The sequence below is a fragment of the Kitasatospora sp. NPDC034023 genome (genome assembly GCF_055575795.1).
On record NZ_JBVIRY010000014.1, the window covers coordinates 172,258 to 194,864 of the forward strand.

The 22,607-nt window shown below is 75.7% G+C and carries 14 protein-coding genes, 1 tRNA gene and 1 pseudogene; 7 read left to right on the forward strand and 9 right to left on the reverse strand.

The genetic code is table 11. The features are described 5' to 3' along the window. Window positions 1–23 precede the first annotated feature (23 nt). Window positions 24–764 (forward strand): sensor domain-containing protein, encoded by a 741-nt coding sequence (locus tag ACZ52R_RS20365; RefSeq protein ID WP_465753845.1) that lies wholly within the window; start codon window positions 24–26, stop codon window positions 762–764. An 88-nt stretch (window positions 765–852) separates the two neighbouring features. Continuing rightward, entirely contained in the window at window positions 853–1,611 is a 759-nt protein-coding gene (locus ACZ52R_RS20370; protein ID WP_465615840.1) for a hypothetical protein, read from the forward strand. A gap of 6 nt (window positions 1,612–1,617) precedes the next feature. Here the strand turns inward: ACZ52R_RS20370 and ACZ52R_RS20375 are convergent, their stop codons facing one another. The 7 genes from ACZ52R_RS20375 to ACZ52R_RS20405 all read right to left on the reverse strand — a co-directional run bounded on the left by ACZ52R_RS20375 (window position 1,618) and on the right by ACZ52R_RS20405 (window position 11,004). Beyond that, window positions 1,618–2,805, reverse strand: coding sequence for a hypothetical protein (locus ACZ52R_RS20375; RefSeq protein WP_465753846.1), 1,188 nt, complete (start codon window positions 2,803–2,805; stop codon window positions 1,618–1,620). A 565-nt stretch (window positions 2,806–3,370) separates the two neighbouring features. Next, window positions 3,371–3,444: transfer RNA gene (locus ACZ52R_RS20380), tRNA-Met, on the reverse strand. A 50-nt stretch (window positions 3,445–3,494) separates the two neighbouring features. Then, window positions 3,495–4,844 carry a PrsW family intramembrane metalloprotease gene (locus ACZ52R_RS20385; protein WP_465615842.1) on the reverse strand — a complete coding sequence of 450 codons (1,350 nt, stop codon included), beginning with the start codon at window positions 4,842–4,844 and terminating at the stop codon, window positions 3,495–3,497. A gap of 115 nt (window positions 4,845–4,959) precedes the next feature. After that, entirely contained in the window at window positions 4,960–5,790 is an 831-nt protein-coding gene (trmB, locus tag ACZ52R_RS20390) for a tRNA (guanosine(46)-N7)-methyltransferase TrmB (protein WP_360505804.1), read from the reverse strand. A 138-nt stretch (window positions 5,791–5,928) separates the two neighbouring features. Next, complete coding sequence (lhgO, locus tag ACZ52R_RS20395; RefSeq protein ID WP_465753852.1) at window positions 5,929–7,167, reverse strand: L-2-hydroxyglutarate oxidase; 1,239 nt, start codon at window positions 7,165–7,167, stop codon at window positions 5,929–5,931. Between the two features lie 223 nt (window positions 7,168–7,390). Continuing rightward, a complete protein-coding gene (locus ACZ52R_RS20400; RefSeq protein WP_465753847.1) occupies window positions 7,391–8,968 on the reverse strand; it encodes a TROVE domain-containing protein in 1,578 nt (525 codons plus the stop codon). Window positions 8,969–9,576: 608 nt separating this feature from the next. Continuing rightward, the gene (locus ACZ52R_RS20405) at window positions 9,577–11,004 is read right to left on the reverse strand and encodes an MFS transporter (RefSeq protein WP_465615844.1); all 1,428 of its coding nucleotides are present in this window, start codon (window positions 11,002–11,004) and stop codon (window positions 9,577–9,579) included. 774 nt (window positions 11,005–11,778) lie between these two features. Here ACZ52R_RS20405 and ACZ52R_RS20410 point away from each other — a divergent pair. From ACZ52R_RS20410 to ACZ52R_RS20420, 3 genes are all read left to right on the forward strand, one after another. Further along, window positions 11,779–13,944, forward strand: a complete 2,166-nt coding sequence (locus tag ACZ52R_RS20410; protein WP_465753848.1) for an asparagine synthase-related protein — start codon at window positions 11,779–11,781, stop codon at window positions 13,942–13,944. Between the two features lie 175 nt (window positions 13,945–14,119). Beyond that, on the forward strand, window positions 14,120–14,641 hold the full coding sequence (locus tag ACZ52R_RS20415) for a universal stress protein (protein WP_360505792.1): 522 nt from the start codon (window positions 14,120–14,122) through the stop codon (window positions 14,639–14,641). A gap of 96 nt (window positions 14,642–14,737) precedes the next feature. After that, window positions 14,738–15,442 carry a DsbA family oxidoreductase gene (locus ACZ52R_RS20420; RefSeq protein ID WP_465615849.1) on the forward strand — a complete coding sequence of 235 codons (705 nt, stop codon included), beginning with the start codon at window positions 14,738–14,740 and terminating at the stop codon, window positions 15,440–15,442. Window positions 15,443–15,502: 60 nt separating this feature from the next. Here ACZ52R_RS20420 and ACZ52R_RS20425 read toward each other — a convergent pair whose 3' ends face one another. Together ACZ52R_RS20425 and ACZ52R_RS20430 are read right to left on the reverse strand one after the other, a co-directional pair. After that, the gene (locus ACZ52R_RS20425) at window positions 15,503–17,599 is read right to left on the reverse strand and encodes a sigma-70 family RNA polymerase sigma factor (RefSeq protein WP_465753849.1); all 2,097 of its coding nucleotides are present in this window, start codon (window positions 17,597–17,599) and stop codon (window positions 15,503–15,505) included. Between the two features lie 560 nt (window positions 17,600–18,159). Then, window positions 18,160–18,930, reverse strand: coding sequence for a TetR/AcrR family transcriptional regulator (locus tag ACZ52R_RS20430; RefSeq protein WP_465753853.1), 771 nt, complete (start codon window positions 18,928–18,930; stop codon window positions 18,160–18,162). Window positions 18,931–19,542: 612 nt separating this feature from the next. On the opposite strand from ACZ52R_RS20430, the gene ACZ52R_RS20435 reads away from it, so the two are divergent. Further along, window positions 19,543–20,988, forward strand: coding sequence for an NAD(P)/FAD-dependent oxidoreductase (locus ACZ52R_RS20435; RefSeq protein ID WP_465753850.1), 1,446 nt, complete (start codon window positions 19,543–19,545; stop codon window positions 20,986–20,988). A 170-nt stretch (window positions 20,989–21,158) separates the two neighbouring features. Next, window positions 21,159–22,442: pseudogene (locus ACZ52R_RS20440) on the forward strand (SpoIIE family protein phosphatase); the annotation flags it as partial. Between the last annotated feature and the right edge of the window lie 165 nt (window positions 22,443–22,607).

A 22,607-nucleotide genomic window follows, 5' to 3' on the forward strand; every position in this document is an offset into this window, starting at 1 on the left:
TACGAGGGGCCGGGGGCCGGAACATGAGCAGCAGCCGAAGCACACGGGACCACGAGTGGGACGTCCTGGACGGTCACGGCGACGACCCGCGCCCCGCCCGGGCCCACCGGACCGGACAGCCGCCCGCCTTCTGGACGGCGCCGTTCTCCGCGCACTACTACCGCGAGGTCGGCTACGTGCTCAGCGGCCTGCCGGTGGCGATCGCCGGCTTCGCCGTCGCGATCACCCTGTTCTGCCTCGGCCTCGGCACCTTCGTCACCGCCCTCGGCCTGCCCGTGCTGGCCGGCCTGACCATCGCCGCCCGGGGCTTCGGCCGACTGGAGCGGGCCCGGGCGCGGGGCATGCTGGCCCTGGACGTTCCCGGCCCGAAGCCGGTGCGCCCGGTCCGCCCGGGCAACTGGGGCGCGATCACCGCGCGGCTGGCGGACGGGGCGGGCTGGAAGGCCGCGCTGTACCAGGTGGTGATGTTCCCCTGGGCGATCTTCAGCTTCACCATGACCCTGGTGTTCCTGCTGCTCGGCTGGGCGATGGCGCTCTACCCGGCCTACCACTGGGTCTTCCCGACCTACACCGGCTGGCGCGGGTACCAGCTGTTCGACTACACCGACGGCCACCACGTCCGGCACGTCTACTACGTCGAGGGGATGTGGCAGATCGCCGGGTTCTCGCTGGTCGGGGTGGTGCTGGTCTTCCTCACCGCGCAGCTCGTCCGCGGCCTGACCAACGTCAACCGGGCCGCCGCCCAGGGCCTGCTCGGCCGCTGACCAGGCGCTGACCGTCCGGCCCCGACTCGGTCCCGGCCCCGTTCGCACTCCGGATGCGGACGGGGCCGCCGCGTGTTCGGATGACCGCGTGGCCGCCCCAGGCATTCCCCCCGAACCCCCGGACGTCCTGGTCACCTCCCGCCCGCTGGACGAGTACTGCGCCCTGTTCGACCTCACCCGGGCCCAGCTCGCCGCCCTCCCCGGGCCGCTGCTGGACTGCCCCGGCGGCGCGGCCGGCCTGGCCGCCGAGGCGCGCGCGCTGGGCTGCCGGGTGATCGCCGCCGACCCGGCGTACGCCCTGCCGCTGCCGGTGGTCGCGGACCGCGCCCGGGCCGCCCGGGCGGCGATGGCCGTCGCGATGGCCGCCCGCCCGCACCTCTACCCCGCGCCCCGCCCGCACCGGCCCGAGCGCTACCTGCGCAGCTGGGACCGCGCCCGCCGGCTGTTCGCCGCCGACTCCGCCGCGCACCCGCAGCGGTACGTGGCCGCCGCGCTGCCCCGGCTGCCCTTCGCGGACGGCACCTTCGCCCTCACCCTGAGCGGCTACCTGCTCTTCGCCTACCCCGAACTCTTCGGCCCCGAGCACCAGTTGGCCGCCCTGACCGAGCTGGTCCGGGTCACCTCCTTGGGCGGCGAGGTCCGCGTCCAGCCCCTGCACGACGGCCGGGGCCGCCGCTGCGGGCACCTCGACCCCCTGCGGTACGCGCTCGGCGAGCGCCGGATAGCCAGCGAGGTCCGCCGCTTCCCCCGGGCCGAGGACGGACGCACCCGCCGCGTCCTGGTCCTGCGGGCCGCCGACCGCCGCCCCCGGGCGGAGGCCGGGCAGCCCGTGGCCGCCGGGCTGTAGGGGCCGCTATGCAGACGGCGTGGCGGGCGAGGCGGGCGACGTCGGCGCATCCGGTGCGGTCGGCGCATCGGGTGCAGCCGAGCCGGACGGCTGGGATGGCTGGGTCGGCTGGGTCGGCTGGGGTGCCTGGGCCTGCTGGGCCGGCACGAAGGCCGTCACCTGCAGCCGGGAGAGGATCTTCTCCGCCAGCCAGCTGCGGTCCGACCCGTACGGGATGCCCCGCGGATCGACCAGCTGCGCCGCCACCGCGTCCCGCAGCCGCTGCGCCTCGGCGGCCGGCAGCCGGGAGAGCAGTCCCCGGGCGGCCAGCAGCGCGTGGTACTGCTCGAAGCCCGAGCGCGGGTGCTCGATCGCGTCCAGCACGCTCGCCAGGTCCGCGAGCGACGGGTCGCCCTGCATCAGGGCGAGGGCCTGGATCCGCCGCCCCTCGGAGCCGTCCGTGAAGAGGTCCCGCACCTGGTCCGCGGTCAGCGCCGACCGCCGCGCGGTCGAGCGGACCTCGGCCACCACGCCCGCCGGCCCGGCCGGCGAACCCGAGGCGGGCGGCAGCTGCCCGGCCAGCGCGGCGGGGTGCTCCGCGCTGCCGCCCAGCAGCCCGAGCTGCTGCATCGCGCGGACCCGCAGGTCGTCCGCACCCACCTTGTCGCCGTGCCGGTCGCGGTCCTGCCCGGCGAGGAAGAGGTCCAGCGCCCGGTCGGCGTCGTTCAGCGCCCGCGGCAGCGCGAGCCTGGTCACCAGCCAGCCCGCGAGGAAGCCGAAGACCAGGAAGTAGAGCACCAGGGCCGCCGCGAACGGCACCGCGGCGTCGCCCCCGCCGAGCGTGGGCGCCAGCGCCGACCCGAGTTCGTGCAGCCGCTCGCCGAGCGACCCGAGCTGGGTCAGTCCGACGCCCAGCAGCACCTTGGTCAGCCAGTCCGAGACCTGCTCCAGATTGGTGTTCGGCGCGTACGAGCCGTGCGGCTCGCCCGAGTCGCCGCGCACCCGGGGCACACCGAACAGGAAGCCCAGGCCGGCGCCGAGCACCGTCGAGGCTCCGGCCACCACCAGGCCGCCGCCGAGCGCCTGCCAGGTCTGGTCCCGGCCGAGGGCGAACAGCAGCAGCCCGATCAGCCCCGTCCCGGCCAGTACTCCGGCGGCACCCCACTGCGCCGTCCGCAGCGCCGATCCGCCGCCAAGTCGTCGCGCCTTCGTCATCGCCTACCCCCTGTGTCCGTGCCGCTCCGCTCCGGAACCCGGCGCCGACTCTAGCGCCGCGGCCCCACCCCGGAAACGTCCCGGGCACGCCCCGGCTACGACACGGGGGAGTACCGACTGCGACACGGGTGCCCCGGCTACACACGGGTGCCCCGGCTACGACACGGGAGCACCGACTGCGGCGCCAGGAGTCCGCGGGCGGCCCGGGCGCCCCCGGAAACGCAGACGACCCGCGGGCTACTCCTCCGCGCCGGCCCGTGCACTGGCCAGGCGCCGAGGCACCGGGGATGTTCCGGTGAGCCCGCGGGCCGGGTGACTGCTATGGATTTCGCCTGCCGGAGGCCAGGGGCCTCACCCTGCGCAGGCAGGGGCGGCTCTAGCGAGCAGCCACCTCACACATCCTGACGGTACTCAATTCAGGATCACCTCCTTTCAGTGTGCTGCCACGATAGGCAGCCCACCGATCGGAGGGCAACGGATTTATTCGCGGCCTTGCGGCGGTGCGGTGGTGCCGGGAACGCGAAAGGCCCGGAGGACGAATCCTCCGGGCCTTCCGGCTACTGAGTAGCGGGGACAGGATTTGAACCTGCGACCTCTGGGTTATGAGCCCAGCGAGCTACCGAGCTGCTCCACCCCGCGTCGGTGAACACAACAATACGTGGAAGTCACCGAGATGGGAAATCGGTTCTTCAAGCGCCCCTCGGCGAGGGTTTCGACCGCCCGCGCCGGGGGCCCCGCGCCGGGTGCCGGGCCGAGCGGGCCCTCGCCCAGGCCGCGAAGCAGACCAGCGCGACGAAGCAGGGCACCATCAGCACCGCGTACACCACCAGGAAGCCGTCCGTACCGAGGTCGGCGGCGGCGTTCCAGGTGCCGTGCAGCAGTATCGCCAGCAGCAGCCCGGTCGGCGCGGCCAGCCGGGCGAGCCGGCGCCGCCCGGTGGTCAGCGCGACGGCCAGGCCGATCCCGGTCAGCGCGGTGAACAGCGGGTGGGCGAAGGGGGAGAGCAGGGCACGCAGGACGAAGGTCTGCACGGTGCTGTCGAAGTCGCGCAGGCTGGGCCGATCGCCGAGGCCGATGCTGTCCAGCCGCTGCCGCTGGTCGCTGGTGAAGGCCCGGCCCAGGTAGAGGGCGTTCTCGGTGAAGGCGAAGCCGCACGCGGTCATCCCGCCGAGCACCACTCCGGCGGCCAGGGTGCGCGGCCGGGAGCGGCGGTGCGGCCCGGCGCCGCCGGACGGCGGGGCCGGGCGGAGGTAGGGCAGCGGCCGCAGGTACGGGCGCAGCCGGCCGCGGGCGTGCGGGCCGACCTGGCGGCGCTGGTACGGGCGGGGGCGCCGGGGCGCGGGCAGTCGGCGCAGCAGCGGCGCGCAGGGGCGCCCGGTGCGGCGGCCCTGGCAGCGCTGCCGCCGGCCGAGCGGCAGCAGCAGCACCAGCAGGGCGGTGGCCTTGGCGGTCTCCTCGATCACCGGGGTGGCGATTCCGGCGCCGAGCAGTTCGCCGAGCGAACCCTGGTGCCGGGTCAGGTAGTCGGCCGTCCAGTTGTTGGCGAGGATGGCGACGGTGGTGGCGGCGCAGGCGCCCCAGCCGAGGCAGAACACGGTGTGCCGCAGCGGCACCCGGGCGGTGAGGTTGAGCCAGGCCAGGCCGCCCAGTACGAACGGCAGCGGCACCATCGCCAGGCCCAGGCCGACCAGCAGCCCGACGGTGCCGGTCTGCCGTTGGACCAGGTGCAGGATCAGCGCCCCGCAGCCGACCATGGTCAGGACGGCGGTCGCGGTGACCGAGGAGAGCGCCACCGAGCGGCTGCGGCCCGGCGGCCCCCCGGGCGTGCCGGGCGCGGCGGCTTGGGCGTTCGCGGCCCGCGGTAACGGGCCGCCCGGCCGGGGCAGCAGGCGGTGGACCCGGCGCCTCCGGGGCCCCGGGATGGTCCGGGTGTCGCCGGTGCGCGGGACCGTCTCCGGTGCGTCGGCGGCGACCTGAACCTCTGTCCGAACAGTCGTCCGAACGATCGGCCGGGACCCGCCGCCGGACGGGCCGCCCATGCGGCACAGGGTAGGCCACGGCAGCCGCCCGCCGGGAGGACTCGGGACGAACCGTCCGCCGGTGGCCCGCCCGTACGGTCGGCGGGTGGCCGCCGTTCGAACGGCGGCCGGTGCGTCAGCGGCGGCGGAACAGCAGGTCGTGGACCACGTGGCCCTTGGCGATCCCGGCCCGTTCGAACTTGGTGACGGGCCGCCAGTCCGGTCGCGGTGCGTAACCGGGGACGCTGCCGTCCGGGTGGTCCGCGGGCTCCAGCCAGCCGGTCCCGTCACCCTCGGGGTGCAGGTTCTCCAGCTCCGGCGAGGCGGACAGCACCGCCAGCATCTGCTCCGCGTACGGCTCCCAGTCGGTGGCGCAGTGCACCAGGGCGCCGGGGGCGAGCCGGGGCAGCACCAGGTCGAGGAAGGAGGGCTGGACCAGCCGGCGCTTGTGGTGCTTGGGCTTGGGCCACGGGTCGGCGAAGAAGACCCGCAGACCGGCCAGCGAGGCGTCCGGGAGCATGTCGCGCAGCAGGATCACCGCGTCCCCGGCGGCCGACCGGACGTTCTCCGAGCCGTCCCGCTCCAGCAGGCCGAACAGGTTGCCGTGGCCCGGGGTGTGCACGTCGGCGGCGAGGATGCCCATGCCCGGGTCGGCGGCGGCCATCGCGGCGGTGGTCTCGCCCATGCCGAAGCCGATCTCCAGCGTCACCGGCAGTTCGCCGAACAGCTCCCGCAGGTCGAGCGGGGCGCCGTCGATCGGGATGCCGAAGGTCTCCCAGCTCCGGTCCAGCGCGCTCGCCTGGGCGTTGGTCATCCGGCCCCGGCGCGGCTGGAAGCTGCGGATCCGGTGCTCCCGGTGCTGGGCCTCGGTGGCCTTGTGCGGGTACATCGGCGCGGGGTACGCGGCCGGCGCCGCGGACATCCGGGCGGACGGCGAGGGCTGGGGGATCGGGGCGGTGGCAGTCACAATCCCCCGAGTCTACGGGGCCGCCGGGGCTCCCCCGAAGGGCCTGTGACCGGGCTCATTCCGGGGCTTCTCCGCCGCTCGTCCGCCCGCTCGTCCGCCCGCTCGTCCGCCCGCGGACCCGCCCGCGGACCCGCCCGCTCAGCCGCCCGCTTCCAGGGCGGCCAGGGCGCGGCGGGCCACCTCCCGGCCGATCGGCAGCGAGGCCGTCGCGGCGGGGGAGGGGGCGTTCAGCACGTGCACCGCGCGGCGCGGGGAGCGCGGGTCCTGCGGGTCGAAGCCGGCGAAGGCGAAGTCGTCCAGCAGCGAGCCGTCCCGGGCCACCGCCTGGGCCCGCACCCCGGCGGCGGCCGGCACCAGGTCCTCGGCGGAGACGGCGGGCAGCAGCCGCCGGACGGCCTCGGTGAACGCCCGCTTGGACAGCGAGCGGTGCAGCTCGCCCAGCTCGTACCGCCAGTGCCGGCGGGCGATCCGCCAGGTGCCGGGGAAGGCCAGCGTCCCGGCCAGGTCGCGCGGGCGGACGGTGCGCCAGTCGTACCCCTCGCGGGCCAGCGCGGGCACCGCGTTCGGGCCGACGTGGACGTCCCCGTGGATGCCCCGGGTGAGGTGCACGCCGAGGAAGGGGAAGGCCGGGTCGGGCACCGGGTAGACCAGGCCGCGCACCAAGTTCCGGCGCCGTTCGGTCAGTTCGTAGTACTCGCCGCGGAACGGCACGATCCGCACCCCGGTCTCGTCCCCGGCCAGCCGGGCGATCCGGTCGCTGTGCAGTCCGGCGCAGTTCACCAGCACCCGGCAGCGCAGCTCGCCGGTGGCGGTGCCCACCGTCACCAGGTCCCTGCGCCGCGCCACCGTCCGGACCTCGCTGCCGGGCCGCAGCTCGGCGCCGGCCTCCCGGGCCAGCCGCCCGTAGGCGGTGGCGACGGCCGGGAAGTCGCAGATGCCGGTGGTGCCGACGTGCAGCCCGGCGAGCCCGGCCACCTCCGGCTCGTACCGGGCGATCCCGGCCCGGTCCAGCTCGGTGACCGGGATGCCGTTCGCCCGCCCGCGCTCCGCCAGGGCCGCCAGCCGGGGCAGCTCGGCGGCGCCGGTGGCCACGATCAGCTTGCCGGTCACCTCGTACGGGATGCCGTGGTCGCGGCAGAACGCCACCAGCTCGGCGGCACCCGCCACGGCGTACCGGGCCTTGAACGAACCGGGTCGGTAGTAGACGCCGCTGTGGATCACCCCGCTGTTGCGCCCGGTCTGGTGCGCGGCGAAGCCGGCCTCCTTCTCCAGCACCGCGACCCGCAGCCCGGGCCGCGCCCGGGTCAGCGCGTACGCCGTGGCCAGCCCGACGATCCCGCCGCCCACCACCAGCACGTCGACCTCGTCCGCCACCACCGACTCCTCGCCTCGCCCGGCCGCCCCCGCCGCCGATGCTGCCACGGCGGCCCGGACCGGTCGAGGGCGCGACGGGCCCGCGCCGGAACGGCGAGCGGCCGGGAAGGAACCACCCCCGTGGGTCCCTTCCCGGCCGCTCGCCGCCACGCCGACCGTCTCCCCTCGGTCGGTGCGGCCCCCGGGGCCGGCCGCCGACCGTGCCGGCCGCCGCCCCCTGCTCCTCTTACTCCTCCCAGGGCCAGTGGGCGTTCGCCCCGGCTTCCAGGAGGGGGATGAGGCGGAAGGCCGCGTCGCTCAGGCCGCCGAAGGTGTGGCGGTGGGCGCCGCCGCTGGGGCCGTGGGCCGGGGCGTAGCCGGCCAGGTTCCAGGTGTAGACGGGGACGTGGGCGGGGACGGCGGCGAGCGGGTCGCCGCCCCAGTGGTGGGGGCCGGTCTGCTCGTCGGTGACGATCACCACCCGGTCGTGGCCGCGGTAGTGGGCGCGGACGGCGTCGGCGGTGTTGGTGCCGCCGAGACTGGAGAAACGATCCAGCACTCGCAGCACCGCCTCCCCCCGGCCGACCTCGATCACCCGGCTGGTGGTCCCGAACTCGACCAGGTCCGCCTCGGCGGCGCGGACCTTCAGCGCGGTGCCGAAGATCGCGGCCGAGTCGGCCCGGTTGAGCTCGGTCGGGCCGCCGGACCGGTCGAACATCGAACCGGAGCGGTCCACCAGGATCAGCGTCCGGCCGGGCAGCTCCGGCACGTTGGCCAGCGAGTGCCCGAGCGCCGTCTCCAGCGCGTGCCCCCAGCGCAGCGAGGGCGCGTGCCGGTACGCGGACAGGTAGCGGAACGGGAACTGGCGCGAGCGCCGTACCTCGCCCTTGTCGGAGATCCGCCGGGCCACCTCGGCCGCGACAGTGTCCGACACCCCGGCCCGGTCGAAGTTGCGCAGGTTCCGCACCAGCGCCATCGGGCCCATCGACGGGATGACCGCCTCCCAGACCGGCGCGTCCAGCGGCCCCCGCAGCCAGCCGGCCAGTGCCTCCCAGGTCAGCCCGGCGGCGGCCAGCCGCTCGGCGCCGTCCTCGGCGGTCACCGCGGCCCGGCGCTCCTCGACGGGCAGCGAGAGCAGCGCGCGGTTGGCGGTCAGCATCCGGTCGGACGCGGGCGGGACGGCCTCCTCCGGCCGGTGCCGGCGGTCCAGCGCGTACGCGAACAGCGCGCCCTGCCACGGCTTGTCCGGGTCCGGCGAAGGGTGCGTCAGCTCGATCACGTCGCCGAAGCGGTAGCCCTTGCCCGCGGTGTCGTACTTGAGCAGCGAGCGGGTGTCGTAGAGGTGCCGGACGGCGTCCGCGACGCCGCGCTTGAGCGGCTTGGGCAGCGCCCGGCCGTAGCGCGAGGTCCAGTACGCGAGCAGCTCGCCGGGCTCGTCGGCGCGCCGCAGCACCGCCGCGACGGCCTGTCGGGAGTGTCCGTGGGCGCCCGCGTCGAGCCGGGCGCGGGTGAACTCGGCGGCGCCGACCAGGGCGGCGGTGCGCATGTGGGCGCCGTAGCGCAGCCAGCGCAGCAGCCCGAGGGTCCACTCGGGCTCGGCGACGGCGAGTTCGCGCACCAGTGCGGTGTAGCGGTCGTCGCGGTCGCCGCCGCGCTCGTAGAAGGTGTCCTTGCCGACCATGTTGGCCACCGCGAGCAGGAACAGCTCGGACTTGCGGTCCCGGACGTGGCCGACGCCGCCGTTGTGGTTGCGGGTGAGCTGCCCGGTCGTGGCCACCGGTGAACTCGGACTCGCCTTGGTCTTGCGGATGTTGAACCTGGACATGCGACAGCCCCCCTCGGCCTGTTGGTGTCAGTGGGACGGAGGCATGCCGCATGAGGGGTGCCCGAGATCGTGCCGACCGTGGGACGGCCGACGTCGGCGGAGGTGTATGCCTTGTGCTCTACCACTTGAGCTAGCGGCCGCGCTCGCGCACGGCACACCCGGGACTCGAACCCGGAACCGCAAGATCCGAAGTAACCCCCGCCTGCGCACCGGGCACTCCGAAGCGCACTGCCTCCCGAGATCGGAGTGGCGGCGGTGTTTCGCGGGTTCGAACCGCTACGCCGGAAATCCGGCGCCTACCAGAAGTAACCGCTGCCGTCGCACCGGGAGGTGCGGAAAAACCTATTCACGTGTAGGTGTCCAGAGATCGAAGGCGGCTGAGGTGACGAAGCTGCTCTGGCCACTGAGCTACACCGGTCCGAAACCGGTGACGGGATTCGAACCCGCGACCTGCCCAATAAGGAGTTGGAAGTAACCTCTGCCTGCGCACCTGGACGAGAGAGACCATAGCCAGGCCCCTCTCGCCGGCGCACCTCAATTACCGTCAGGCCGTAACGGGCCCCGCCGGCTCTTCGCCCCTTCGCCCCGCCGCCCGCCGGCCCGACCGCTCACGCCGGAGCGACGATCACCGCCCGTGCCCGCTCCGCGAGCTCCCGCACCCGGCGCTCGCCGTGGAACGGCTCCAGGCGCCGCAGCATATCCACCACGTACTCCCGGCTGCGCTGCGAGGAGATCCGGCCGGCCACCTCGACGGCGCGTTCGCCGGCGGCGACCGCGGCGTCCAGGTTGCCCGCCTCCGCCTCGGCCATCGCCGAGACCACCAGCCGCAGGCCGTGCGAGCGGACGAAGCCCTCGGTGGGCGTGGCCAGCGCCTCGCGGGTGAACTGCCGGACCTTCGAGGGCACTCCGAGGTCGCGGAAGCACTCGGCGGCGTCGGCGGCGAGCCGGTCGTAGGCGTAGAAGTCGATCCACGCCGGATCCGGATCCCCGGCGCGTGCCCGTTCGAGTGCGCTCTCCGCCGCGCCGAGCGCCGTCGCGCACGCCGCCGCGTTGCGCGCCTTGGCCTGGGCCCGCGCCTCCACCAGGTGGAAGAAGCTCATGGTGCGGGCGGTGGCCAGGCCCCGGTTGCGCTCCAGGGCGGCCTGCGCCAGATCGACCGCCTCCTCGGCGAAGCCCCGGTAGCCCGCCTGCAGGCTCATCGAGGCCAGCACGTAGCCGCCGAGCGGCACGTCGGCGGCGGCCCGGGCGAGCCGCAGGGCCTGGATGTAGTACCGCTGGGCGGCCTCGTGCTGCCCCGTGTCGAAGGCCATCCACCCGGCCAGCCGGGTCAGTTCGGCCGTCGCACCGAACAGCGCCCGGCCGACCGCGTCGCTGTACGAGGCCAGCAGCAGCGGCGCCGCCTCCACTCGCAGGCACTCCGGCACCATCGACGAACGCCAGTCCCCGCCACCGTACTTGGAGTCCCAGCGGCGTGCCTCCTGGGCGGCCTCGCGGAGCTTGGCGGCGTCCGAGTGGCCGACCCGGTAGGAGGACGTGTCACTGGGGGAGCGCGGCACCTCGCGGGCCACCGAGCCGTCGGCCGGGGTGATCAGCCAGCGGGAGACCGGCGTCGCGTAGGCCGCGACCGAGAAGGTGCCGGCCAGGCTGTCGCTCCACCGGCCGCCGCCGGGGCCCCGGCGCAGATCGAGGTCGACCCGCCACAGGTCGGTGGCGGAGCGGACGGCCTCGGCGACGTCGCGCGGGAAGGCCAGGCCGAGTTCGGGTGCCGGGTCGGTGTCGCCCAGGCCGATCTCCTCCAGCGGGACGGGCCGGCCGAGCTTGCCGCCGATCGCGGTGGCGATCAGGTGCGGGACGGGCCCCTGCGGGACCATGCCCTTGCTGACCCAGCGGGCCACCGAGGTCTTGTCGTACCGCAGGGTCAGCCCGCGCTGGGCACCGAGGTCGTTGACCCGACGGGCCAGTCCGGCGTTGCTGATCTGGGCGAGGGTCAGGAGCGTGCCGAGCCGTTCGTTCGGTCCACGTGGGCTGACGGTCATGGTGGCGGCGGCACCTCCTGCGGCCTTGTGCGCGGGGCCCGGGCGGCACCGGGCCGTGGCTGCTGTACCTAGAGTAGTCGGACGCGTTCCGACGGTTAAGAGGTCGCATTCCGGATGGCGGGATCGCGCACTCGGCGGTGTTGCACGGGAGTTGGTCCGGACCGCTCGGATCCGGCCGATCCCGCCGCGCGCCGGAGCGTCGTGCTCCGGTCCCGTGTTCACGTGCGCCCGGCCGTGCCCCCTGGCCCGACCGGCTGGTCGGCGATTCGCTGGTGGTCGTGGGTCGGCCCGCCGTCGAGGACCCGGCGGGCCGGGGATGCCGCCGCCTCAATCCCCGCGGGTGGCGGTGAAGTCCGGGAGGGCATGCGGATGCCCTCCCGGGCCGGGTGACGCCTTTCGGCCATCTCGCGATGCCCATGCCAAAGGCGGCCCGCGGGCGGTCCGGGCCACGGAGGGGGAGGCCCGGCCCGCCCGGCCCCACCTCGGCTCCACCCGGCGCCGACAGGCCGCTCCGCGCGGTTTTGCCGCGGTGCCGACAGCCGCTCCGCCCGTTCCCACCCGCCGTCGGCCGGTCGCCACCGAAGCGGAACCGGCAACACCGGCCCCGGCGACGCCGAGCGGTGGCACGATGTCCCCTGACGGCGCGTCGAGCTGCGGAGGCACGTCGGGACGCGCGCGGGCCGCCACGGCACACCCACCCGGCCGCCCGACGGCACCGCCCGCCCGGCGGCGAACGCGCCGCGCGGATGCAGGTCCTCGTCCGGTGGAGGCACGATGCGGTGGCTGACGGGCTGGTGCACGGGCACGCCCAGAGCGGGCACACCCCGGGCGGGCACACCCGCGCGCGAGACGCCCGGCACGGTCGCGCCGATCGCCGCACGCCCGCTGTGGACCGGAGCCGACCCGCTCTGGGCCGTCGGCGACTGGCGCCCCGAGGAGATCCGCCTGGTCACGCTCCGCCCCGGCGCCCCCGCCGTGGTCAGCACCGGCCCCACCGCCCCCGACCCGGTCGAGGACACCCCCGCCACCACCCGGCTCGCCGTCCTCGGCCACTGCGGCGCCACCGACGCCGAACTCGCCGCCGGCCTCGCGGGCGCCCGCGGCGGAGCCGTCCGCCACCTGACCGCCTGGCCCGGCAGCTACACCGTCGTCCTGCGCTCCGGCACCCGCTCCACCCTGCTGCTCACCGACCTCGCCGGCGCCCAGCCCGTCTTCCACACCCCCTGGGGCGGCGGCACCGCGTACGCCACCGCCGCCCTCCCGCTGGCCGACCTGGTCGGCGCCGCCGTGGACACCGGTCACCTCGCCGCCCGCCTCGCCTGCCCCGAGTCTCCCGAGGCGCTCGGCACCGGCACCCCGTACCTGGGCGTCCAGCAGGTGCCGCCCGGCCACGTGCTGGGGATCCGCGGCGGCCGGCCGTACCTGTCGGCCTACGACGAGCCGCCCTTCGCCGAGCAGCCCCGCGACGAGGCGCCCGCCGTCCGCGAACTCACCCGCGCCCTGCTGGAATCCGTCCGCTCCCGGGTCCGTACCACCGCGCCGGTCCTCGATCCGGCCGGACGGGCCCGGCTCGGCGTCGACCTCTCGTACGGCACGGCCTCCGCGACCGTCGCCCTGCTCGCCGCCGCCGTCCCGCTGCCGCCGGTGCCGCCGGTGCCCGCGCCGACCGTCCCGGCCCAGCAGACCGCCGAGACCGTCGGCGCCAGGAACGGCGCGGTCAAGGGCTCCTGGGCCCGGCCCGCCGCCCGGGAACCCGCCGCCCCCGAGCAGTTGGCCGCCGTCACGCTCGGCGAGACCGAACCCCCCGCCACCCTCGCGCTCGCCCCCGACACCCCGCGCCTGCGGCACACCGTGCTCGACCCCGGCCCCGACACCCTCCCGTACGCCGGACTCCGCACCGACCCGCAGGCCGGCCGGCTCACCGACGAGCCCGGGCCCGAACTCGTGGCCGCCGACCGCGCCGAGGCCCGCTTCGACGCCGGCGGCACCGACCACCTCACCGGCTACGGCGCCCGCCAGGTCCTCGACGGCCACCCGGCCCGCCTCGCCGACCTCATCCGGGCCGGCCGCCCGCGCGAACTCCTGCCCCCGGTCGCCGCGCTGGCCGGGGCCGACCGGGCCGTCGCGGGCGTCCTGACCGGCGCGCTGCGCACCCCGCTCACCGTGGTCCGGGCCGCCCACCGGCTCTCCCGGATCCGCTACGCCGAGGCGCTGGACGAGGCCGCCGCCAAACTGACCGCCCGCCACGTCCCGGACGGCGGCGGGACGGCGGGCAGCCGCTCGGCCGTCGACCTCGCCTGGTGCGTGCCCGGCCCGGCCGCCCGCTGGCTCTCCGACGAGGCGCTCTCCTCGGTGGCCCTGCGGCTCCGCCTGGCGGCGCGCAAACCGGCGCCCGGGGAACACCCCGGCGCACACCGCGCCCGGCACGCCCTCTACCGCCAGGCGCGCTCCTTCCGCACGCTCGTGCACGCCGCCGAACAACCCGGCCAGCGGCTGCACGCGCCCTTCCTCGACAACCAGGTCGTCCGCGCCGCCCGGCTGCTCCCCGACGACGTCCGCCTCCAACCCGGCGCCCGGCACGCCCTCCTGCACGCCGTCCTCACCGGTGCCGGCCGCACCGACCTGCCCCCCGACTGGGGCCGCGGCCCCCGCCCCGACCGCACCGCCCCCGCCCGCGCCGGCCTCCGCCTCGCCGCCGACGGCCTCGCCGAACTCTTCGACGCCCCCCTCCTCGCCGAAGCCGGCCTCATCGACCTCCCCGCCGTCCGCGCCGAACTCGCCCACTCCGCCGACCCCGCCACTCCCCTCTCCCCCGCCGCCCTCGCCGGCCTCGCCGACCTCGTCTCCACCGAACTCTGGCTCCGCCGCCTCCGCGCCCGCCGCCACGGCGCCTGCTGGACCGGCCTCCCCCACCCCCAACCCCCCGCCCTGGCCCCCTGACCCTCCGGCCCCGCCCCGCGCTCCCACCGGCCCCGAGCTCAGCCCCGGCGCCCACCCCGAACCCCGCCCGCCGTCCGCCGGTCTCCTCCTCTCGCTCTCGGCGCGGTGGCGGGGGTGCGGTCGGCGGGGCGGGCCATGATGGCGGGGGTGTGGATCCGGGTGAGGAGGGTGTGCGGTGGCCGGTGGGAGCGCGGGGCGGGACGTGCCCGTGGTGCTGTCGGTGCTCGGGCGGCCGCCGACCGGCCGGCCGGCCGGGGTGCTGGCGGCGTGTGACGGGTCGGACGGGTCGCTGTGGGCGCTGGACCGGGCGATGTCGGAGGCGGAGCTGTTCGGCCTGCCGCTCTACGTGCTGGCCGTGGTGAACCCGGCGCCGGCCGGCTATCCGCCGGGGATGGCGGAGCTGGTGCAGGAGAGCGTGGAGACGCTGGTGGAGAGTACGGCGGACGGGCTGCGCCGCTCGGTGGCCGCCGTGCAGCGGCAGCGCCCCGCCCCGTACGTGGGGGAGATGTCGCTGCACGTGGTGCTGGGCAATGTCATCGAGGTGTTGCTGGAGGCGGCGACCCGGCAGCACACGCTGGTGGTCGGCACCCGGGGCAACGGTGGCTTCGCCCGGCTGCTGCTGGGTTCGGTGAGTTCGGCGTTGGTCCACCACTCGGCGTGTCCGGTTCTGGTGGTTCCGGCGCCGCCCGCGGGCTGAATCGGCAGGTCAGGGGGTTGCCGGGAATGTACCGAGATGGTTCATCGTTCACCCATCTCGTACACATCTGACAAGACGCCCCCTGGAGCCCCCCGCATGAAGGTCGAGATCTGGTCCGACATCGCCTGCCCCTGGTGCTGGATCGGCAAGCGCCGTTTCGAGCAGGCCCTGGAGGGTTTCCCGGGCAAGGAGCAGGTCGAGGTCGTCTACCGCCCGTACCAGCTGGTCCCGGACGCCCCCGCGACGGCGAGCCCGCACCGTGCCTGGCTGGCCGAGCGCTACGGCCCGCAGTCGGTGGCGATGGACGCCCGGGTGGCCGAGCTGGGCCTCGCCGAGGGCATCACGTACGACTTCGACGCCGCGCTGCACGCCAACACCTTCCTCGGTCACCGCCTGCTGCACCTTGCCGAGGCCGAGTACGGCCCGGCCGTCCAGGGGCGGCTGAAGGAGGCGCTGCTCACGGCGCACTTCACCGACGGCGTCGACGTCGGCGACCGCGCCGCGCTGACCGATGTCGCCGTGGCGGTCGGCCTGGACCGGGAGCGGGTGACCGCCTACCTGGCGGGCGACGAGGGCACCGCCGAGGTCAACGCCCAGCTGGCCGAGGGCCGGGAACTGGGCATCACCGCCGTGCCGACCTTCGTGTTCGAGGGCAAGTGGGCGGTCCAGGGCGGCCAGGAGGCCGAGACCTTCCGCAAGGTGCTGGACCAGGTCGCGGCCGAGATCGGCGAGCGCCGGCCGGCCCCGGTGCAGGTCGCCCCGGCCGGGGAGGCCTGCGCGGACGGCTCCTGCGCCATCTGACCCGTACCGCAGCCGACCCCGGCCGCCCGGAGCCTTACCGCCCGGAGCCCGAGGCCCGTTTCAGGAGCACCTGAAGCGGGCCTCGGCCCAGTCCGCGACGTTCAGCGCCGACCAGATCCCGTGCGCCGGCGTGACCACCAGCCGGATCGACGTCTGCCCGGCCAGCGGCACGTGCACGGGCACCGCGTCGTCGCCGGCGGCGAGCGTCCGGGAGTGCCACAGGGTGCGGCCGTCGCCGGCCTGGACGGAGAAGACCACCCCGCCCGGTGAGAGCGTGGCGTCGTCCACCCCGGCCACCGCGTCGAAGGACGTGCAGCTGCGGTTGAGGTCGATCAGGGTGGTCGCCGGGGCGTGCACGGTGAGGGCGTGCGGGTGGTAGTCGCCGCCGATCCAGCCGCCCTCGCGCTGCCAGAAGTTGTCACTGCCCTTCTGCCGGATGCTCGGCCGGTCCGGCGGCACCCGGTTGTGGCCGGGCTTGACCACGGGCAGCGAGTCGGCCCAGAAGTCGGTGGGCGCGGGCGGTTTGGGTGGGGTGACGGTCGGGGTCGGGATCGGCGGCAGGGTGGGCGTCGGGACGACGGGCACCTCGGGCATGGGCACCGGCGGCAGGGTCGGCTCGGGCCCGACCGGGGGAGCGATGGTCGGCTTCGGGGCGGCCGGGCGGCTGGGCGCGGGCGTGGCGGGCTTCGGCGCCCGGATGGCGGGCGGAGCCTGCGCGGGCCTGGCGGACGGCTTCGCGCTGGGGCTCGGCGCGGGCTGCTGCGGGGCCGGAGGGGCGGGAGCGGGGGGCGGGGCCGACACGGGGGCGGGTGCCCGGGGAGCGGGCGGTGCCGGAGCGGGGGCAGCCGGGGCACTGGTGGCCGGGGGAGCGGCCACCGGCGGCTTCGGTTCGGGCGAGCCGGTCAGCGCGTACGCGGCGACGGCGGCCGCGGCCACCGCGACGGCGGCGGCGATCCCGGCCTTGGCGGCGGTCCCCAGGCCTTCGCCGACCGCGGCCGCGGCCGTGTTCCCGCCGGAAGCCGCACCGGCACCGGCCGCACCACTGCCCGCGGCACCCGCCGCACCGGCCGAACCCGCCGCAGTACCCGCCGTACCGGCCGCAGCCCCCGAGGACCCGGCGGTCGCCGCCGCCGTCCCCGCCGCCGCGCCGCCGACCGCGGCGACCCCACCGACGGCGGCCGCGGCGGCGCTGAACCCGCCGACCCCGACCCAGATGAGCACGCCGCCGGGCAGCAGCGCGCGCAGGCCGGTGTTGATCTCGGTCAGTTCCAGGCAGGCCGCCGTGCAGCGGTCGCACTCCCTGAGGTGCCGCCCGACCTCCGCCGAGGCGCGCTTGCGCAGCGAGCCGCGCGCGTACGCCCCCAGCCGGTTGGCGTACGCCTCGCACCCGCTGTCCTGGCTGCCGGAGACGTGCGCCTGGAGGAACGCGGCGGCGAGCCGGTCGCGGGCGCGGTGGGCCTGGACGGCGGTGGCGTTGGCGGTCTTGCCCAGCATCACCGCGACGGTCTTGGGGGATTCGCGTTCGACCTCGGTGTGCCAGAGCACCACCCGGTCGTCCTCGGGCAGTTCGGCGTAGGCCTGCATGACCATCCGCTGGTCGGCCATGGCCATCGCCCAGGCGTCGGCGCCCGGGTCGGCCAGGTCGAGGTCGACCACGGCGGCCGAGGTCTGCGCGAAGACGGCGAAGTCGTCGACGAGTTGTTCGCGGCGCTCGCTGCGGTGCCAGGCGGCGGCGACGTTGCGCACGGCGGTCAGCAGGTACGCGCGGACGGCGAACTCCGGTCCCCTGCCTGCCCGTAGGGCCTGGAGGGTGCGGGCGAAGACCTCGCCCGCGAGGTCCTCGGCGGTGAAGCTGTCCCGGCAGCAGGTGCGTGCGTAACGGCGGACCGAGTCGGCGTGCCGGCGGTAGATCTCCTCGTACGCGGTGTCGTCGCCGGCCCGGACCCGGGCGGTCAACTCGGCGTCGGAGGGCGGGCGCTCGCCGTCCACCGGGTCGGCGGGCGCGGGCACGGTCGGGCGCGCGGGCCGGCTGTCGCCGAACGGCTCACCGACGAACGCCTCGGGGGCGACGCCGCCCCGGCCCGCCGGGGCCTGGCCGGGCACCCGGCCGGAGGGCAGCGCGGCGGCGGAGGCGGAGAGTGACTCGCGGCTGGGCATCCCGGCCTGGTCGGGGACGTGTCCGGCGGCCGAACCCGGTGCGGCGCCCGGCACTTGGGCCGACCCGCCGGCACCGCCGGCCCCTCCGACACTGCCGATGCCACCTGCGCCACCTGCGCCGCCGACCCCGCCCGGGCCCGCGGCGGACCCTTCGGCGGTACTACCGGACAGGCCCCCGAAGTCGAGGCCGTACCCGTAGTCGTTCTGTTCCTCGGCGCTCACAACGGACCCCAGATTCCACGACAGCCCCCGTAGTGTGGCAGGGCGCGCGGGAGTACGTAGGCGCACGGTTCCCCGGCGTACGGCGCCGACGGCGCGCGAAGGGCGCGCATCGGGACATTGGCTCCAACCACGGGCAAAGGATGGCATAGCGCAGGGACGGGCGGTAGCCGGACCGGCCGTTCCCCACTCTTCCGTGGGGCCGTCGCGGATGTGTTCGCCCAGCGCGCGACGCCGGGTCGCACGACGCCCGCACCCGGCGCGCGCTCCAGTCCCGCGCGCCGGTGATCCGTCCGACTCTCCTGCCCGCCAAGCGCGCCGCCCGCGCTCGCCGTCGGATGTCAGCGTGCCCGCAGACCGTCCAGCAGGATCTGCAGCAGCCGGTCCGATGGCCCGGCGAGTGCCTGACCGTCCGTCTGCGGGGAAACCGGCGAGAAACCGCCCGCCGGCGGAGTCGAGACCGACGGACGGGTCGCGTGCACCGGCACCGACGCGGTCAGCACCAGCACCACGTCCGACACCGTGACGCCCGGCCGCAGTTCGCCCGCCGCACCGGCCCGCGCCACCAGCGCGGCCAGCAGCTGGAGCAGTAGCCGGGGATCGGCGTCGGCCGCCGACGGATCGGCCTCGCCGCCGGAGCGGGCCTCCTCACCGCGCAGGTCGAAGCGGACCGCCGCGGGCGGTTCCGGCACCCGCTGTTCGGGAACCCGGCCCAGCTCCTCCGCGTACCGGAACGCCTCCGGCGGCAGCAGCCGCCCGGCGCCGCTGCTCACCGCCCGGGCCAGGTAGCCGGCCAGCGCCGCCCAGGCGCCGTCGCCGCCGTACAGCGACTCGCGCGCCTGCGCGGTCAGCCACGCCACCTCCTCGGCGGCGATCCGCTGGACCAGCACCTCCTTGCTCGGGAAGCGCCGGTAGACGGTGCCGACCCCGACCCCGGCCCGGCGCGCGACCTCCTCCATCGGCGCGCCGTAGCCGAACTCGCCGAACACCTCGCGGGCCGCCCGCAGCACGCTCTCCAGGTTCCGCCGGGCGTCCACCCGCAGCCGTGCCCCGGGCACCGGCGCGGTGGCCTGTGCGGGCTCGGCCCGGTACGGGCTTCCGGCCTGAACCATGCCGGCCTGAACCAAGCCGACCTGCGCCATCCCGGTCTGCGCCGGCAGGTCCACCGGGCCGCGCTGCTCGGGCACCATGCCCGGCCCGGCCTGCGGTGCACCCGCCCGACCCAACACCTGCTCCTGTTCCATCATCCCAACTCTCCCCCGCAGGCGTCCGAATCCGGACCCTGTCGTCGCCCGCCCCCGCACCCCCCGGTGCAGCTCAGCTCGTCAGAAATGACCCGATGACCCATCGCTCGTGCCGCCCGTCCCGTTCCGGTGACCACGGTTCGTGCCGCCGGGCCGGGTCCACGTCCGGCTCGGCGCGTCGGCACCGTCCGGGGCCCTGTCCGGGAACTAACCTTCCCCGGATGACTGTGGCCCAGTCGGGTTCTCACGCCAACGCTGGAACTGGCCGTAGTGGCCGCTCCACGGTGCGTCGCCGCCGATTGTCATGGCGACAGCCGCCCCGGTACACAATCCGACCATAGTTCACGGCACTTCGCGGCCGAAAGTGCGTCAGAAAGTCGCCCAGGAAGCACAACTGGCCACGACAGTCACTCGCGTCGCAACCCGCCCCGTACGGACTGTGGACAAGACCACCTCCGCCGGTCCTTCATAGGGGGCGTGATGGGGGGACACCCCCGGCCGCGAGGCCGGGACGAAACGTCACTCGGCAGGAGGTGCACCATCAGGATCCTGATCGCCGGCGGCGGATGCGCCGGTACCGCCACCGCACTCCACCTCCAGCGCGGCCTGCGGGAGCGGCTGCGGCGCGGCGAGGTGGAGATCACCGTCGTCGAGCCCCAGGCCTACTTCACCTACCACCCGCTGCTGGCCGAGGTCGCGGCCGGTTCGATCGACCCGAGACACGTGGTCGTCCCACTGCGCGGGGTCCTGCCGGACTGCCGGGTGCTCACCGCCCGGATCACCCGGATCGAACACGCCGCCCGCCGCGCCCTGGCCGACGCCGGGGGCCCCGGCGAACCCCCCGCCCCGATCGAACTCCCCTACGACATCCTGGTGGTGGCCCCCGGATCGGTCTCCCGGACGGCCCCGGTGCCGGGCCTCGCCGAGCACGGCCTCGGCTTCTCCACGGTCGGCGAGGCGGTGGGCCTGCGCAACCACGTCCTGGAACAGCTCGACCTCGCCTCCGCCACCCGCGACCCCGCGCTGCGCCAGTCCGCGCTCACCTTCGTCTTCGTCGGTGCCGGCTACGCGGGCGTCGGCGCGCTCGCGGAGCTGGAGGACATGGCCCGCGCCGCCGTGCGCGGCTACCACAACGTCCGCGCGGAGGACCTGCGCTGGGTCCTGGTCGAGGCGACCGACCGGATCCTCGCCGAGGAGTCGCCCGAGCTCGCCGAGCACACCCTCGGCGAACTGCGCGAACGCGGAGTCGACATCCGGCTGCGCACCACCCTGGAGTCCGCCGTCGACCGGGTCGTCGCGCTCTCGGACGGCAGCCGCTTCGGTGCCCGCACCCTGGTCTGGACGGCGGGCGTCCGGCCGTCCCCGCTGCTGCGCGACACCGACCTGCCGCTGGACACCCTCGGCCGGGTCCGCTGTCTCTCCACCCTGCAGGCAGTCGGACCGGACGGGCGCGCCCTGCCCGGCGTCTGGGCGGCCGGCGACTGTGCGGCCGTACCGAACCCGAACGCGGACGGCGCCCCCTGCGCGCCCAACGCCCAGCACGCCTTCGCCGAGGCCGAGCTGCTCGCCCGCAACATCGCGGTGGCCCTGGACCGTGGGCCGCACGCGCCGGGCCTGGCCGAGTACCGGCCCGGCCCCGCGGCCTGCTCGACCTCGCTCGGCCTGCGCCGGGCCGTCGCGCACACCCGGCGGGGCGGCACGCTCACCGGTCGGCGGGCCTGGTGGCTGCACCGGGCGCGGCACCTGCGGCGGCTGCCGAGCACGGAGCGCCGGGTGCGGGTGCTGATGGACTGGGTGCTGGGCGGGGTGTTCTCCCGCGAGGTGGTTTCGCTGGGTGCGATGGAGCACCCGCGTTCGGCCTTCGAGGACGGGTTCGACCAGAAGTTCGGGCGACCGTCCGACGCCGGACCGGATGCGCCCCGCTGACCGCGCCCGCCGACCCGGGCCGGAGGTCGATCGGACGGCCACGCCGGGCGCGCGACTTCCGAAATCGGGCCTCTGCCTGACAGGATCAGCCCGACCTGGTCATTACCCCGTGTGCTGCTGCGTACACAAAAAGTGATGATATGCCTGGAAAACGAGGAAGCGGCCGTCGTTTGAACCTCATGCGTTGGAGCGCCCGGCTCACCGGAGCCCCCTGGCGTGCCACCCCGTCCAACGGGGCCGGCACCGACGAGGGCACGCCCTCCAGCGACGGTGTCGTCGTGCCCAGCCCCCGCGACCCGACCAGCCCCACCACCGCCGCCGAACTCCTCGACCCGCACAAACCCCAGAACCTGCGCGAGGTCCTCAACCGCATCCCCGCCCCGGTCGCCGTCACCTACGGCCCGCTCCACCAGCTCGGCTACGCCAACCGCGCCTACCGCGAACTCTTCGGCGAACGCCCCACCGGCCGGCCCGCCGGCGAAGCCCTCCCCGAACTCGGCACCATGGGCGTCCTGGCCCTGATGGACCAGGTCATCCGCGGCGGCCGCCCGCGCAGCGTCAAGGCCCGCTGCATCCTCGGGCTCACCGGCAACCGCTACTACAACGTCTCCTGTGTCCCGCTCGGCCCCGGCGACACCACCGACACCCCCGCCGAGGGCCCGCCCGCCGGCGTCCTGATCTTCGCCGCCGAGGTCACCGACCAGGTCCTCGCCGCCGCCCGCCTGCGCGAAGCCGAACGCCGCCAGCGCGAGGCCGCCGTCACCCTCCAGCGCAGCCTGCTCCCGCAGAAGCTCGACCAGCCGGCGGACCTGCGGGTCGCCGCCACCTACCAACCCGGCGGCGCCGAGGCGGCCGTCGGCGGCGACTGGTACGACGTCATCGCCATCGACGGCGGGCGCACGGCACTCGTCATCGGCGACGTCATGGGCCGCGGCCTGCGGGCAGCCGCCGTCATGGGCCAGCTGCGCACCGCGGTCCGCGCCTACGCCCGCCTCGACCTGCCGCCGCACGAGGTGATGCGCCTCCTCGACGGCATCGCCATGGAGATCGACGCCAACCAGATCGCCACCTGCACCTACGCCGTGTGGGACCCACAGCGCCGCACCCTCTCCTACGCCTCGGCCGGCCACCTCCCGATGCTGCTGCGCTGCCCCGACGGAACCATCCTGCGCAGCGAGGAACAGAACGGTCCCCCGCTCGGCACCGGCGGCGGCCTGCACCTCTCCCACACCCTGCGCCTCCTCCCCGGCACGACCGGTGTCCTCTACACGGACGGCCTGGTCGAGCGCCGAGACGAGGACATCGACCAGGGCCTCGACCTCCTGGCCCGCACGCTGACCGGCGCGATCGGCACCCCCGAGGTGATCTGCGCCCGGCTGCTGCGGGCGATGGGAGTGACCTCGGAACACGACGACGACGTCGCCATCCTGGCCTTCCACCTGCCGGCGGAAGCGGTCGCCGAAAATCCGCTTGCGGAGCTTGACTCGATCATCCCCGAGGTCTAGTGTTCTTCGAGTTGCCTGACAGGGAGCACCGGACACGCATCGGCGCGGACGGTCCCGGGGCGGCCAATCCTCTGAAACACCACTTCCCAGGTTCGGGCTGGGTTGCGTCTGCAT

Excerpts from the sequence above, each read along its gene's own strand:
- ACZ52R_RS20410 (WP_465753848.1), top strand. The coding sequence starts at position 11,779 with ATGCGGTGGCTGACGGGCTGGTGCACGGGCACGCCCAGAGCGGGCACA.
- ACZ52R_RS20435 (WP_465753850.1), top strand. The coding sequence starts at position 19,543 with ATGGGGGGACACCCCCGGCCGCGAGGCCGGGACGAAACGTCACTCGGC.
- ACZ52R_RS20400 (WP_465753847.1), bottom strand. The coding sequence starts at position 8,968 with ATGTCCAGGTTCAACATCCGCAAGACCAAGGCGAGTCCGAGTTCACCG.
- ACZ52R_RS20375 (WP_465753846.1), bottom strand. The coding sequence starts at position 2,805 with ATGACGAAGGCGCGACGACTTGGCGGCGGATCGGCGCTGCGGACGGCG.
- ACZ52R_RS20365 (WP_465753845.1), top strand. The coding sequence starts at position 24 with ATGAGCAGCAGCCGAAGCACACGGGACCACGAGTGGGACGTCCTGGAC.
- ACZ52R_RS20405 (WP_465615844.1), bottom strand. The coding sequence starts at position 11,004 with ATGACCGTCAGCCCACGTGGACCGAACGAACGGCTCGGCACGCTCCTG.
- ACZ52R_RS20430 (WP_465753853.1), bottom strand. The coding sequence starts at position 18,930 with ATGGTTCAGGCCGGAAGCCCGTACCGGGCCGAGCCCGCACAGGCCACC.
- ACZ52R_RS20420 (WP_465615849.1), top strand. The coding sequence starts at position 14,738 with ATGAAGGTCGAGATCTGGTCCGACATCGCCTGCCCCTGGTGCTGGATC.
- ACZ52R_RS20425 (WP_465753849.1), bottom strand. The coding sequence starts at position 17,599 with ATGCCCAGCCGCGAGTCACTCTCCGCCTCCGCCGCCGCGCTGCCCTCC.
- ACZ52R_RS20385 (WP_465615842.1), bottom strand. The coding sequence starts at position 4,844 with ATGGGCGGCCCGTCCGGCGGCGGGTCCCGGCCGATCGTTCGGACGACT.